The sequence below is a fragment of the Burkholderia lata genome, assembly GCF_000012945.1.
Lineage (GTDB): Bacteria > Pseudomonadota > Gammaproteobacteria > Burkholderiales > Burkholderiaceae > Burkholderia > Burkholderia lata.
In genome coordinates this window covers 2,556,557-2,571,092 of the sequence record NC_007510.1, presented here as the reverse complement: position 1 = coordinate 2,571,092, position 14,536 = coordinate 2,556,557, and the positions used below count along the sequence as shown (strand labels likewise).

13 protein-coding genes are annotated in these 14,536 nt (G+C 67.4%); 12 read left to right on the top strand and 1 reads right to left on the bottom strand.

Annotated features, from left to right (window positions below):
* Positions 1-48 precede the first annotated feature (48 nt).
* A complete protein-coding gene (locus BCEP18194_RS17535; RefSeq protein ID WP_011352612.1) occupies positions 49-804 on the top strand; it encodes a 4'-phosphopantetheinyl transferase family protein in 756 nt (251 codons plus the stop codon).
* Between the two features lie 21 nt (positions 805-825).
* Here BCEP18194_RS17535 and BCEP18194_RS17530 read toward each other — a convergent pair whose 3' ends face one another.
* A complete protein-coding gene (locus BCEP18194_RS17530; RefSeq protein WP_011352611.1) occupies positions 826-1,746 on the bottom strand; it encodes a glutamate/aspartate ABC transporter substrate-binding protein in 921 nt (306 codons plus the stop codon).
* Positions 1,747-1,959: 213 nt separating this feature from the next.
* On the opposite strand from BCEP18194_RS17530, the gene hutH reads away from it, so the two are divergent.
* The 11 genes from hutH (at position 1,960) to BCEP18194_RS17480 (ending at position 14,324) form a co-directional block, all read left to right on the top strand.
* Entirely contained in the window at positions 1,960-3,483 is a 1,524-nt protein-coding gene (hutH, locus tag BCEP18194_RS17525) for a histidine ammonia-lyase (protein WP_011352610.1), read from the top strand.
* Between the two features lie 4 nt (positions 3,484-3,487).
* Positions 3,488-4,183, top strand: coding sequence for a histidine utilization repressor (hutC, locus tag BCEP18194_RS17520; RefSeq protein ID WP_011352609.1), 696 nt, complete (start codon positions 3,488-3,490; stop codon positions 4,181-4,183).
* Positions 4,184-4,222: 39 nt separating this feature from the next.
* The gene (gene hutU / locus BCEP18194_RS17515; RefSeq protein WP_011352608.1) at positions 4,223-5,911 is read left to right on the top strand and encodes a urocanate hydratase; all 1,689 of its coding nucleotides are present in this window, start codon (positions 4,223-4,225) and stop codon (positions 5,909-5,911) included.
* Positions 5,912-5,913: 2 nt separating this feature from the next.
* Positions 5,914-6,525 (top strand): HutD/Ves family protein, encoded by a 612-nt coding sequence (locus BCEP18194_RS17510; protein ID WP_041492895.1) that lies wholly within the window; start codon positions 5,914-5,916, stop codon positions 6,523-6,525.
* 4 nt (positions 6,526-6,529) lie between these two features.
* Positions 6,530-7,753: an imidazolonepropionase gene (gene hutI, locus BCEP18194_RS17505; protein ID WP_011352606.1), complete on the top strand. Its 1,224-nt coding sequence runs from the start codon at positions 6,530-6,532 to the stop codon at positions 7,751-7,753.
* A gap of 4 nt (positions 7,754-7,757) precedes the next feature.
* The gene (locus BCEP18194_RS17500; protein ID WP_041492894.1) at positions 7,758-9,134 is read left to right on the top strand and encodes a formimidoylglutamate deiminase; all 1,377 of its coding nucleotides are present in this window, start codon (positions 7,758-7,760) and stop codon (positions 9,132-9,134) included.
* Between the two features lie 59 nt (positions 9,135-9,193).
* Positions 9,194-9,991, top strand: a complete 798-nt coding sequence (gene hutG, locus BCEP18194_RS17495; protein ID WP_011352604.1) for an N-formylglutamate deformylase — start codon at positions 9,194-9,196, stop codon at positions 9,989-9,991.
* A gap of 366 nt (positions 9,992-10,357) precedes the next feature.
* Positions 10,358-10,582, top strand: coding sequence for a hypothetical protein (locus BCEP18194_RS39815; protein ID WP_081436611.1), 225 nt, complete (start codon positions 10,358-10,360; stop codon positions 10,580-10,582).
* A 171-nt stretch (positions 10,583-10,753) separates the two neighbouring features.
* Entirely contained in the window at positions 10,754-11,560 is an 807-nt protein-coding gene (locus tag BCEP18194_RS17490) for a gamma-glutamyl-gamma-aminobutyrate hydrolase family protein (RefSeq protein ID WP_011352602.1), read from the top strand.
* A gap of 12 nt (positions 11,561-11,572) precedes the next feature.
* A complete protein-coding gene (locus BCEP18194_RS17485) occupies positions 11,573-12,910 on the top strand; it encodes a glutamine synthetase family protein (protein WP_011352601.1) in 1,338 nt (445 codons plus the stop codon).
* A 28-nt stretch (positions 12,911-12,938) separates the two neighbouring features.
* Positions 12,939-14,324 carry an aspartate aminotransferase family protein gene (locus BCEP18194_RS17480; protein ID WP_011352600.1) on the top strand — a complete coding sequence of 462 codons (1,386 nt, stop codon included), beginning with the start codon at positions 12,939-12,941 and terminating at the stop codon, positions 14,322-14,324.
* Positions 14,325-14,536 lie beyond the last annotated feature (212 nt).

Below are 14,536 nucleotides of genomic sequence, written 5' to 3'. Positions count from 1 at the left end.
CTGATCGATTAACATCGGACGTTTCATTCCACAGGCCGCCGCACGTCGATGCTCGTCCCGCCCGATTCCGCTTCCCCGTCCGACATCCCCCGCGCGTGGCGCATGCAGCGGCTCGACGCGCCGCCCGCCGCGTCCCGCGCCGGCGTGCAGGTTGCGCGTGTCGATTTCGACTGGCGCGTACCGCTTGCGTCGCCCGCGTATGCGGCACTCAGCGATGACGAGCGCGCGCGGGCCGCACGCTTCATGCGGCATGAGGATGCGGTGCGCAGCGCCGCGACGCGTGCCGCGCTTCGCGACGTGCTCGGCACGGCCCTCGGCATTGCGCCGCAGGCGGTGGCGATCGTCGTCGATGCATCGGGGCGACCGTCGCTGGACGGCGCGCATCGCGCATCGCTCGACTTCAACGTGTCGCATGCGGGCGACCATGCGCTGCTTGCGTGGGTACCCGCGGGCCGCGTCGGTGTCGATATCGAGTGCTGCAATCGCGCGGCCGACTGGCGCGCGCTGACGCGCGAAGTCTGCGCGCCCGCCGAGGCCGCCTATCTCGACAGCGTGCCGCTTGCCGCGCGCGCCGGCGAATTCATGCGCGTCTGGTGTGCGAAGGAGGCGCTGCTCAAGGCGCTCGGCACGGGCATCGTCGGCGGGCTGAGCGCGTTCGCGGTCATGCCGCCGCGCGATGTCACGACCCCGGCGACGACGATCGTCGAGCCGGCCGCGCCCGCCGCCGGCGTCGCGGCGTTCGAGGCGGCGTGGCTCGACGCGGCGCCCGGCTACGCGGCGTGCGTCGCGTGGACGCGTGCGTGAGCCGGGATCCGCGCGCGACGCTCATTCGAGCGGCGCGTCGTTCGGCGCCGCATAGCGCGCCTTGATCACGTCGCTCATCGCGAAGTCGAACGACAGCCCCTTCGGCGGCACCGGCTTCGTGAACCACTTGTCGTACAGCGTGTCGATCTCGCCGCGCTTCATCAACTGCACGAGCACGCCGTCGACGAGCGCCTTGAACTGCGGATCGTCCTTGCGCAGCATGAACCCGTAGGCTTCCGACGATTGCGGCGTGCCGACGATCTGCCAGTCGGCCGGCTTCGCCGCGAGCTGGCGCACGCCCGCGAGCAGCACGTCGTCCATCATGTACGCGGCCGCACGGCCCGATTCGAGCGTGAGGCGTCCTTCGCCATAGTCCTTCGCGCTGATGATCCGCATGTTCATCTTCTTTTCCTCGTTCATCTTGCGCAGCAGGCGCTCGGACGTCGTGCCCTGGTTCGTCACGACCGTCTTGCCGGCGAGATCGGGGAAGTCGCGGATGCCGGAGTTCGTGCGCGTGAGCAGGCGCGTCGTCGCGACGAAGAAGGTGGTCGAGAACGCGACCTGCGCGTGTCGCGCGGCGAGGTTCGTGGTGACGCCGCATTCGAGATCGACGGTGCCGTTCTGCACGAGCGGAATGCGGTTCTGCGACGTGACGGGGATGAAGCGCACCTGCAGGTCGGGCTTGCCGGTGCGCGCTTTCACGGCGGCGATCACGCGGTCGCACAGGTCCTGCGAGAAGCCGATGACCTTGCCGTTCGCGTCGGCGTAGGAGAACGGCACCGACGTTTCGCGGTGGCCGATCGAGATCAGGTTGCTCTGCCGGATCTTATCGAGCGTGCCCGACAGCGGCTCCGCGGCGAGCGACGCGCCGCATGCGAGTGCGCACGCGGCGAACAGCAGAGGGCGGACGAATCGGGCGGCGAATCGTGGCGGGAAGGGCATGGCGGTCTCCGTGGCGAATGATGATCCGTATGTTGCCAAAGACAAAATAATTGCAACAACTGTTAAGCGTCGGATCGTGCGGGCCGATTCGGCGGGCCGCGCCGGGCATCAGGGAAACTCCTGAGTCGAAATCGGTGAAATACGGGTTGTCTAGACAAGTTGGCGTGGCTACACTTCAATCCATTCCGAACTTGTCTAGACAGGATTGCTCACATGATTACGTTGACCCCCGGCCACCTGACCCTCCCGCAACTGCGCCAGATCGCACGCGAATCCGTGCAACTGACGCTCGATCCGGCCAGCTTCGCGAAGATCGACGCCGGCGCGAAGGCCGTCGCCGACATCGCCGCGAAGGGCGAGCCGGCCTACGGCATCAACACCGGTTTCGGCCGCCTGGCCAGCACGCACATCCCGCACGACCAGCTCGAACTGCTGCAGAAGAACCTCGTGCTGTCGCACGCGGTCGGCGTGGGCGAGCCGATGGCACGCTCGTCGGTGCGCCTGCTGATGGCACTGAAGCTGTCGAGCCTCGGCCGCGGCCACTCGGGCATCCGTCGCGAAGTGATGGACGCGCTGATCAAGCTGTTCAACGCGGACGTGCTGCCGCTGATCCCGGTGAAGGGCTCGGTCGGCGCATCGGGCGACCTGGCACCGCTCGCGCACATGTCGGCCGTGCTGCTGGGCGTCGGCGAAGTGTTCATCCGCGGCGAGCGTGCAAGCGCACTCGACGGTCTGCGCGTTGCCGGCCTCGCGCCGCTGACGCTGCAGGCGAAGGAAGGCCTCGCGCTGCTGAACGGCACGCAGGCATCGACCGCGCTGGCGCTCGACAACATGTTCTCGATCGAAGACCTGTACCGCACCGCGCTCGTCGCGGGCGCGCTGTCGGTCGACGCGGCTGCCGGTTCGGTGAAGCCGTTCGACGCACGCATTCATGAACTGCGCGGCCACCAGGGCCAGATCGACGCAGCTGCGTCGTATCGCGACCTGCTCGCAGGCTCGCCGATCAACCAGTCGCACCTCGACTGCGACAAGGTGCAGGACCCGTACAGCCTGCGCTGCCAGCCGCAGGTGATGGGCGCGTGTCTGGACCAGATGCGCCATGCAGCCGACGTGCTGCTGGTCGAAGCGAACGCCGTGTCGGACAACCCGCTGATCTTCCCGGATACCGGCGAAGTGCTGTCGGGCGGCAACTTCCACGCCGAACCCGTCGCGTTCGCGGCCGACAACCTCGCGCTCGCCGCATCGGAAATCGGCGCACTGGCCGAACGCCGCATCGCGCTGCTGATCGACGCGACGCTGTCGGGCCTGCCCCCGTTCCTCGTGCGGGACGGCGGCGTGAACTCGGGCTTCATGATCGCCCACGTGACGGCGGCTGCACTCGCATCGGAAAACAAGACGCTCGCGCACCCGGCGTCGGTCGACTCGCTGCCGACTTCCGCGAACCAGGAAGACCACGTGTCGATGGCGACGTTCGCCGCGCGCAAGCTCGCCGACATCGCGGACAACACGAAGCACATCCTCGCGATCGAACTGCTGGCAGCCGCGCAAGGCGTCGACCTGCGCGCGCCGTACCACACGAGCCCGAAGCTGGCGCCCGTGATGGAAACGATCCGCGGCAAGGTCGCGCACTACGAACTCGACCACTACTTCGCACCGGATATCGCGGTGATCGCGAAGCTGGTCGGCGAGCGTGCGTTCGCGAAGGTCGCGCCGTTCTCGTTCGCGTCGGAACAGTAAGCCCATGAGCGCGCCGGTCTACCAGGAGATCAAGGATTTCATCCTGGGCCGCATCCACGCAGGCGAGTGGGAGGAGGGCGATCAGGTGCCGTCCGAGAACGAGTTGGCGCGCGAATTCAAGGTGGCGCGCATGACCGTCAACCGCGCGTTGCGCGAGTTGACGGCCGAGCAGGTGCTCACCCGCATGAAGGGGGCGGGCACCTACGTCGCGCGGCCGAAGTACGAATCGACGCTGGTGGCGATCCGCAGCATCTCGGAGGAAGTCGGTGCACGCGGGCATGCGTATCACGCCAGCGTCCTCGGCCTCGACACGATCCGCGCCGACGAGGCGCTCGCCGACGAGATGCAGGTCGCCGTGCGCACGAAGCTGTTTCATTCGCAGGTGCTGCACTTCGAGAATGACGAGCCCGTGCAGCTTGAAGAACGATGGGTGAATCCGGCGGTCGCGCCGGATTACGCCGAGCAGGATTTCACGAACACGACGCCGAACCTGTACCTGATGCGCGCGGCTCCGCTGCAGCGCGTCGAGTACCGGATCGAAGCGGCGGCCCCGGCGCCGGAGCGGCGCGAGCAGCTGCGGATGGACGACGTCGAGCCGTGTCTGGTTTTACATCGACGCACCTGGTCGCAGGGCGTCGTCGCCTCGGTGGCGAATCTGTGGCATCCCGGCAGCCGATACCGCTTCACCGGGCATTTCTGATTCCTATTTGATATTCATTTTCCTTCGGGAGCAGTCGTCATGAACCATCCGAAACACATCGATCCCCGTCTCGATCCGACCCGCACGATCCGTGCGCCGCGCGGCAGCGAGAAAGTCTGCAAGACCTGGCTGGCCGAAGCGGCCTACCGGATGATCCAGAACAACCTCGACCCGGAAGTCGCCGAGCATCCGCATGCGCTCGTCGTGTACGGCGGCATCGGCCGCGCGGCACGCAACTGGGAATGCTACGACCAGATCCTCGCGTCGCTGAAGGATCTCGAAGAGAACGAGACGCTGCTGATCCAGTCGGGCAAGCCGGTCGGTGTGTTCCGCACGCACAAGGATGCGCCGCGCGTGCTGCTCGCGAACTCGAACCTGGTGCCGCACTGGGCGAACTGGGATCACTTCCACGAGCTCGACCGCAAGGGCCTGATGATGTACGGCCAGATGACGGCCGGCAGCTGGATCTACATCGGCAGCCAGGGCATCGTTCAGGGCACCTATGAAACGTTCTTCTCGGTCGCGAACCAGCACTTCAACGGCGATCCGTCGGGCCGCTGGATCCTGACGGGCGGCCTCGGCGGCATGGGCGGCGCGCAGCCGCTGGCCGCGACGATGGCCGGTTTCTCGATGATCGCGGTCGAATGCGACGAGACCCGCATCGACTTCCGCCTGAAGACGCGCTACGTCGACAAGAAGGCAACGACGCTCGACGAAGCGCTCGGCATGATCGAGGAAGCGAAGCGCGACGGCAAGCCGGTGTCGATCGGCCTGCTCGGCAACGCGGCCGACGTGTTCGCGGAACTCGTCACGCGCGGCATCACGCCGGATTGCGTGACCGACCAGACGAGCGCGCACGACCCGATCAACGGCTACCTGCCGCAAGGCTGGACCGTCGCGCAATGGCGCGAAGCGCAGAAGGTCGATCCGCAGAGCATCGTGAAGGTCGCGAAGCAGTCGATGGCCGTCCAGGTGCGCGCAATGCTGGCGCTGCAGGAACGCGGTGCGGCGACGCTCGACTACGGCAACAACATCCGCCAGATGGCGCTGGAAATGGGTGTCGAGAACGCATTCGACTTCCCGGGCTTCGTGCCGGCGTACATCCGCCCGCTGTTCTGCGAAGGCAAGGGCCCGTTCCGCTGGGTCGCGCTGTCGGGCGATCCGGAAGACATCTACAAGACCGACCAGAAGGTGAAGGAGCTGATCCCCGACGATCCGCACCTGCACAACTGGCTCGACATGGCACGTGAGCGCATTGCGTTCCAGGGCCTGCCGGCACGGATCTGCTGGGTCGGCGTGAAGGATCGCTATCGCCTCGGCCAGGCGTTCAACGAGATGGTCAAGAACGGCGAACTGAAGGCCCCGATCGTGATCGGCCGCGACCACCTGGACACCGGCTCGGTTGCCAGCCCGAACCGCGAGACGGAATCGATGAAGGACGGTTCGGACGCCGTGAGCGACTGGCCGCTGCTGAACGCACTGCTGAACACCGCAGGCGGCGCTTCGTGGGTGTCGCTGCACCATGGCGGTGGTGTCGGCATGGGCTTCTCGCAGCACTCGGGCGTCGTGATCGTCGCCGACGGTACCGCCGAAGCGCACGAGCGTCTCGGCCGCGTGCTGCTGAACGACCCGGCGACGGGCGTGATGCGCCATGCGGATGCCGGCTACGAACTCGCGCAGCAGACGGCCCGCGAAGCCGGCCTGAAGCTGCCGATGCTCGGCCGCTGAGCATGACGGCGCTCCACCAGGCGCCGGTGAACGCGACGATGATCCGCGCAGCGGATCTCGTCGCGTCGCCATGGAAGAACGGCGGCGGCGTGACGCGCGAAATCGGTGCGTTCCCGCCGGGCGCTGCGCTCGACGCGTTCGCGTGGCGCGTGAGCGTCGCGGACGTCGGCACGGCCGGCCCGTTCTCGCGTTTCGACGGGATCGACCGCACGCTCGTGCTGCTGTCCGGCGCAGGCATGACGCTCGCCGAGGAAGGCGGCGCACGCCACGTGCTCGACGCGCCGCTGGACCGCGCGGATTTTGCGGGCGAGGCGGCGATCGACGCGACGCTGCACGACGGCGCGACGCGCGACTTCAACCTGATGACGCGCCGTTCGGCCGCGCGCGGTGCGCTCGACGTATGGCGCGCAGGCGCGCACCGCATCGAGCATGCCGATACCGTGCTGCTGTATTGCGCGGCCGGCGAAGCCGCCGTTGAAATCGACGGCACGCGCTACACCCTGGAAGAAATGGACACGTTGCGGCTCGACGGGCCGCGGCGTGCGTTTGACGTCGTCGTGAGCGGGAGCGGCGCGTTGCTGGCCGTGTCGCTCGCCATCGGCGAACGAGACTGAACGCATGAAACCGACTGTCTGGCATCACCTGAGGCTGTGTCCGCACGGCCATCCTGACGAGACGATCGACGACGCGGCGATCGCCGTCGACGAAACCGGCACGATCGTCTGGCTCGGCGCGATGTCCGCGCTGCCGCACGGTTATGCCCACTGGCAACGCGAGGATCTGCACGGCGCGTGGGTGACGCCAGGCCTCGTCGACTGCCACACGCACCTCGTGTACGGCGGCACGCGTGCCGACGAATTCGCGCAGCGCCTCGCGGGCGTCAGCTACGAGGAAATCGCGCGGCAGGGCGGCGGGATCGTGTCGACGGTGCGCGCGACGCGCGCGGCCGACGAGACGACGCTGTTCGTGCAGGCCGCCGCACGCCTGCAGCCGCTGCTCGCCGAAGGCGTGACCGCGATCGAGATCAAGTCGGGCTACGGGCTCGACCTCGCGAGCGAACGAAAGATGCTGCGCGTCGCGCGTCAGCTCGGCGAGCGCTTCCCGGTCACCGTCTACACGACCTTCCTCGGCGCACACGCGCTGCCGCCCGAATATGCGGGCCGCGCGGATGCGTACATCGACGAAGTGTGCGACCGGATGCTGCCGGCACTGGCCGACGAAGGGCTCGTCGACGCGGTCGACGTGTTCTGCGAACGCATCGGCTTTTCGCTCGCGCAGACCGAGCGCGTGTTCGAGGCCGCCACGCGGCGCGGGCTGCCCGTGAAGCTGCATGCGGAGCAACTGTCGAATGCGGGCGGCACGGCGCTGGCCGCGCGTTATCGCGCACTGTCCGCCGATCACCTCGAATTTCTCGATGAAGCCGGCATCGAGGCGATGAAGGCAGCCGGTACGGTTGCCGTGCTGCTGCCCGGCGCGTACTACTTCATCCGCGAGACGCAACTGCCGCCGATCGAGCTGCTGCGCAAGCACGGCGTGCCGATCGCGCTCGCGACCGATCACAACCCCGGCACGTCGCCGCTCGAATCGCTGCTGCTGACGTTGAACATGGGCTGCACGCTGTTCCGCATGACGGTGCCCGAAGTGCTGCAGGGCGTCACGCGCCATGCGGCCGCGGCGCTCGGCCGCGCGGATCGCCACGGCGCGCTCGAGGTCGGTCGACAAGCCGACTTCGCCGCGTGGTCGGTCGGCTCGCTGGCGGAGCTCGCCTACTGGATCGGCCGGCCGCTGTGCGAGCAGGTCGTACGCGGCGGCACGACCGTGTTTCGCCGGATGAATGGATAGCCTCATGACCGACACCCTGTTGTTCGCAGACCATGCGTACCTGCCCGAAGGCTGGCGCCGTAACGTGCTGCTGCGCTGGGACGCGGCCGGCACGCTGACCGGCGTGACGCCCGACACCGACGCACCCGCTGGCGTCGCGCGCGCGGCCGGGCCCGTGATGCCCGGTATGCCGAACCTGCATTCGCACGCGTTCCAGCGCGCGATGGCGGGGCTCACCGAATACCGCGCGAATCCGTCCGACAGCTTCTGGAGCTGGCGCGACCTGATGTACCGCTTCGCGCTGAAGATCACGCCCGACGCGCTCGCGGCAATCGCGCGCTGGCTGTATGTCGAGATGCTCAAGTGCGGCTACACGTCGGTGTGCGAATTCCACTACGTGCACCACACGCAGGACGGCTCGCGCTATCCGCAGATCGCCGAGCTCGGCACGCGCGTGATCGACGCCGCACGCGCGGCCGGCATCGGCATCACGATGCTGCCGGTGTCGTACCAGTTCGCCGGCTTCGGCGACAAGCCGCCGCGCGACGACCAGCGCCGTTTCATCAATACGCCCGACGGCCTGCTCGAGCTGCTCGACGCGATGCGTCGCGTGGCGCCGGAGCACGGCGGGCTGCGCTACGGCGTTGCGCCGCACTCGCTGCGGGCGGTATCCGAGAACGGGTTGCGCGTGCTGCTCGAAGGGTTGCCCGGCGATGCGCCCGTGCACATCCATATCGCCGAGCAGACGGCCGAAGTCGACGACTGCGTGCGTGCCTACGGTGCGCGCCCCGTGCAATGGCTGCTCGATCGCTTCGACGTCGATGCGCGCTGGTGCCTGGTGCACGCGACGCACGTCGACGCGGCCGAAACGGCAGCGCTCGCCAAGCGTCGCGCGGTCGCCGGCCTGTGCCTGACGACCGAAGCAAATCTCGGCGACGGCGTGTTCCCGGCCGTCGACTATCTCGCGCAGGGTGGTGTGATCGGTGTCGGCTCGGACAGCCACGCGTCGGTCGACTGGCGCTCGGAATTGCGCCTGCTCGAATACGGGCAGCGGCTCGTGCATCGCGCGCGCAACGTGCTGGCGAGCGACACGCAGGCGCACGTCGCCGATCGCCTGTTCGACGCTTCGCTTGCGGGCGGTGCACAGGCCAGCGGGCGGCATGTCGGTGCGCTGCGCGAAGGGTGCCGCGCCGACTGGCTCGTGCTCGATCCCGATCATCCGGCGATCGCCGAACACGACAGCACGTCGTGGTTGTCGGGTATCGTGTTCGCGGAGCACGGCGAGACGCCGGTGCTCGACGTCTACACGGGCGGCGAGCGCGTCGTGAGCGGCCGCCGTCATCGCGACGAAGCCGTCGCGTATGCCGACTACCGCGCCGCGCTGGCGCAACTGCTGCGCTGACGCGCGCAACCGGCGCACGCCGCAAGCGTGCGCCGGCAGACCTCCTACGGTGATGCGACATGACTGAACAACCGGCTGTATTCACGCTGAAGCAGGGCACGCTGCCGCTGCTGATCTCGATTCCGCACGCAGGCACGCACATCCCCGACGACATCGCCGCGACGATGACGGCCGACGCGCGCTTCGTCGACGATTGCGACTGGCATCTCGAACGGCTGTATGGATTCGCGGCCGACCTCGGCGCATCGATCCTCGTACCGTCCCATGCGCGTTACGTCGTCGACCTGAACCGTCCGCCCGACAACGAGAACCTGTACCCGGGGCAGGACACGACGGGGCTCGTGCCGGTCGATACGTTCGACAAGGCGCCGCTGTATCCGGCGAATGCGCTGCCCGGCAACGACGAGATCATGCGTCGCCGCGACCGCTACTGGCTGCCGTATCACGAGGCGTTGCAAGGCGAGGTGGCACGCCTGAAGCGCGAGCACGGCCGTGTGCTCGTGTGGGAAGCGCATTCGATCCGCTCGCACGTGCCGCGCTTCTTCGACGGCCGCCTGCCGGACTTCAACTTCGGCACGTCGAGCGGTGCGAGTGCCGCGCCTGGCCTGGCAGAAGCGCTGGCCGCACGCGTGCTCGAACAGGGCGGCTATACGGCCGTCGCGAACGGGCGCTTCAAGGGCGGCTACATCACGCGTCACTATGGCGTGCCCGATACCGGCGTCGAGGCCGTGCAGCTCGAGCTCTCGCAGATCACCTACATGGAAGAGACGCGTCCTTACGCGTATGACGAAACGCGTGCAGCGCGGATTGTGCCGCTATTGCAGACGCTCGTCGAAACCGCGCTCGCGCATCGTTGAGCGCGGGCCGCACGGATGCGGCAGCGCGGTGGAGCAGGCGTGTCACAGCCCGCCGGCACGCAGCTTGTCGCACCGATGCAATGCACAACACGGCATCGATCCACGGGATCGATGCCGTTTTTTTTCGTGCAGCTTTCGTCTGACCGATGTCGTCATCGGTACCTGAAAATTTGACGCAATTTTTAGGTGATATAAGCTGAATGTCAGGAAGTCGTCACGCGTGCACTTGCGGCGGGGCCATCGATCGTGGCCGCACTGCGCCGGAATGTGCTGCGAGACACCTTGCCGACGTGTCGCCGCGCGGCATTGCCGCATGCGCTTCATCGCGACACGTGTCCTGCATCCATCAGTCAGTCGAGTACGATCGTGAAAGCCGCCAGCCCTTCGATACGCCGGACGCGAAGTCCGTCGGCGGGCGCGCCGCCTCAGGCCGGGCCGATCCGGCATGCTGATCGCGGCACGCGTGCCGCCTCTTTACGCGAGCCTCGTTTCTTCGCCATTTCCCATCGCGGCCTGCGCCGCTTCAATCTCGTGACCGCGCTCGTGTTCAGCGCGGTGCAGTGCGACGGCAGCGCATCGTTGTTGCCCTAGCGTCGTTTTCCGCTTCCGTTCCGGGTCGCACCGCCTGTTGCCGCATCATCCGCGCGGCAGGATCGCGCATGGGCATGCGCCGCGTCGTGGTGTGCGTGTGCGGCGCCGGCGCGAACCGCCTTCACTGTTCCGCGTGCGACCGTATCGCGCGCGATTACCGGAGAGACCCCCATGCGTGCGCGCCCGATCGTAGCCGTCACCGCCGACCGCATCCTGCGCGGTGCGCATCCGAACCACACCGCGGGGGAGAAGTACCTGGCCGCGCTCGTCGACGGCGCCGGCGCGCTTGCATTCGTGCTGCCCGCGCTCGGCGCGCGCCAGCCGGCCGACGCGATCGTCGCGGCGATCGACGGGTTGCTGTTGACCGGCAGCTATTCGAACGTCGAGCCGCATCACTATGGCGGCACCGCGAGCGCGCCCGACACGCTGCACGACCCCGCGCGCGATGCGACCGCGCTGCCGCTGATCCGCGCGGCGATCGACGCGGGCGTGCCCGTGCTCGCGATCTGTCGCGGCATGCAGGAGCTGAACGTCGCGTACGGCGGCACGCTGCACCAGAGGCTGCACGCGACGACCGGCTTCGACGATCACCGCGAGCGGCCCGCCGATCCGCTCGAACGGCAGTACGGCCCCGCGCACGTCGTGCAGTTCGCGCCGGGCGGCCTGCTGCAGCGGGTCGCGCGCGGCGCGCAGGCGGCGACGGTCAATTCGCTGCACGATCAGGGCATCGCGCAGCTCGGCGCGGGGCTCGTCGTCGAAGCCAGTGCGCCCGACGGGCTGGTCGAGGCCGTCAGCGTGCGCGGCGCGCGCGCGTTCGCGCTCGGCGTGCAGTGGCATCCCGAATGGCGCTACGCGGAACAGTCGCTGTCGCGCGACATCTTCGCGGCATTTGGCGCGGCGTGCCGCGCGCGCATGACGCATCGCATTCATGCAGCCGGCGGCGCGATGGCGTCGCCGGCTGCATCCGACGTCGACTGATAGAGGCCGATCATGCAACCCGAACTGAGCGAATTCCTGCGACAGCACCGCATCACCGAGGTCGAGGCGATCATTCCCGACATGGCCGGCATTGCGCGCGGCAAGATCATTCCGCGCAACAAGTTCGAATCCGGCGAATCGATGCGCCTGCCGCAGGCCGTGATGGTGCAGACCGTCACCGGCGACTATCCGGAGGACGGCACGCTGACCGGCGTGACCGACCCCGACATGGTGTGCGTGCCCGATCCGTCGACGATCTGCCTGATTCCGTGGGCCGTCGACCCGACCGCGCAGGTGATCCACGACTGCGTGCACTTCGACGGCTCGCCGGTCGAGATCTCGCCGCGCTATGTGTTGCGACGCGTACTCGATCTTTACAAGGAGAAGGGCTGGCAGCCGGTCGTCGCGCCCGAGCTCGAGTTCTATCTCGTCGACATGAATGCCGATCCCGACCTGCCGCTGCGTCCGCCGGTCGGCCGCACCGGGCGTGCGGAGACCGGCCGGCAGTCGTATTCGATCGAGGCCGTGAACGAGTTCGATTCGCTGTTCGAGGATATCTACGAATATTGCGAGATGCAGGGGCTCGATATCGAGACGCTGATCCACGAGGTCGGTGCCGCGCAGATGGAGATCAACTTCGTGCACGGCGATGCGCTGTCGCTCGCCGACCAGGTGTTCCTGTTCAAGCGCACCGTGCGCGAGGCGGCGCTGCGCCACAACATGTACGCGACCTTCATGGCGAAGCCGATGCAGGACGAGCCCGGCTCCGCGATGCACATCCACCAGAGCCTGGCCGACGCGCGCACGGGGCGCAACCTGTTCTCCAGCGAGGACGGTGCCGTGTCGCCGATGTTCCACAGCTATCTCGCGGGGCTGCAGAAGTACACGCCCGCGTTGATGCCGATCTTTGCGCCGTACATCAACTCGTATCGCCGCCTGTCGCGCTTCATGGCGGCGCCGATCAACGTGCAGTGGGGTTACGACAACCGCACGGTCGGTTTCCGCATTCCGCAGTCGGGCGCATCGGCCCGCCGCATCGAGAACCGGATCCCGGGCGTCGACTGCAATCCGTATCTCGCCTTCGCCGCGACGCTCGCGGCCGGCTATCTCGGCTTGACCCAGCAGCTCGCACCGACCGAGCCGATTGCGTCGGACGGCTACAAGCTGCCGTACCAGCTGCCGCGCAATCTCGAGGAGGGCATCTCGCTGATGGCGGCCTGCACGCCGCTGGCCGGCATTCTCGGCGACAAGTTCGTGAAAGCGTACCTGGCGCTGAAGGACACCGAATACGAGGCGTTTTTCCGCGTGATCAGCTCGTGGGAACGCAGGCATCTGCTGCTGCACGTGTGAGCGTGCGGCACTGTTATCCGGAGGAAACATGACCGATCGAAACGAAGCTGTCCCACCGCATTCGACCGCGGACTATCGCGCGCTCGACGCCGCACACCACATCCACCCGTTCTCTGACATGGGCGCGCTGAACCGCGCGGGCAGCCGCGTGATCGTGAAAGCCGACGGCGTCTACCTGTGGGACTCGGACGGCAACAAGATCATCGACGGGATGGCCGGCCTCTGGTGCGTGAGCGTCGGCTACGGCTGCAAGGCACTCGCCGACGCCGCGTATCGCCAGATCCAGGAACTGCCGTTCTACAACACGTTCTTCAAGACCACGCACCCGCCGGTGATCGAACTGTCCGCGATGCTCGCGGAAGTGTCGCCGAAGGGCTTCAACCACTTCTTCTACTGCAACAGCGGCTCGGAAGGCAACGACACCGTGCTGCGCCTCGTGCACCAGTACTGGCGCGTGCAGGGCCAGCCGCAGAAGAAGTATGTGATCTCGCGCAAGAACGGCTATCACGGCTCGACGATCGCGGGCGGTACGCTCGGCGGGATGGGCTACATGCACGAGCAGATGCCGTCGAAGGTCGAGAACATCGTGCACATCGACCAGCCGTATTTCTTCGGCGAAGCGGCAGCCGGTGAAACGCCGGAAGCGTTCGGCCTTGCCCGCGCGCAGCAGCTCGAAGCGAAGATCCTCGAACTCGGCGCGGAGAACGTCGCCGCGTTCATCGGCGAGCCGTTCCAGGGCGCGGGCGGCGTGATCTTCCCGCCGTCGACGTACTGGCCGGAAATCCAGCGGATCTGCCGCAAGTACGACATCCTGCTCGCGGCCGACGAAGTGATCGGCGGCTTCGGCCGTACTGGCGAATGGTTCGCACACCAGCATTTCGGCTTCGAGCCTGACCTCATCACGATGGCGAAGGGCCTCACGTCGGGTTACGTGCCGATGGGCGCCGTCGGCATTCACGAGCGCGTGGCGCGACCGATCATCGACAACGGCGAATTCAACCACGGCCTCACGTACTCGGGCCACCCGGTTGCGGCGGCCGTCGCGGTCGCGAACCTGAAGCTGCTGCGCGACGAAGGGATCGTCGAGCGCGTGAAGAACGACATCGGGCCGTACTTCCAGCGCCGGCTGCGCGATGCGCTGGGCGATCATCCGATCGTCGGAGAGATTGCGGGAGCGGGGCTGGTCGCGGGCGTTCAGCTTGCGCGCGACCGGGACCGGCGCGAGCGGTTCGGTGCGAGCGTCGATATCGGCACGATCTGCCGCGACTTCTGCTTCAACGGCAACCTGATCATGCGTGCGACCGGCGACCGGATGCTGCTGTCGCCGCCGCTCGTGATTCGCGAGGCGGAAGTTGACGAGATCGTCGACAAGGCGAAGCGCGCGTTCGATGCGACGGCGGAGCGGGTGGGGTAGTCGCGCGACACGTCGCCCAGCGTTCGTGCGGATGCCATTACGCGAGACGCATGTGGAATTTGTCCCGATCGGGATTTGACGCGCGTGACCGGACTGGCGAGCGGTTTTCTTGCGACAGGGCTGGACGTTACCCAGCACAGAGCGTGTCCGTTAATCGTGTCGACTTTTGATGCGGCACGATTGACGGAGCGCGGTGCGTTGCTGTTCGGATG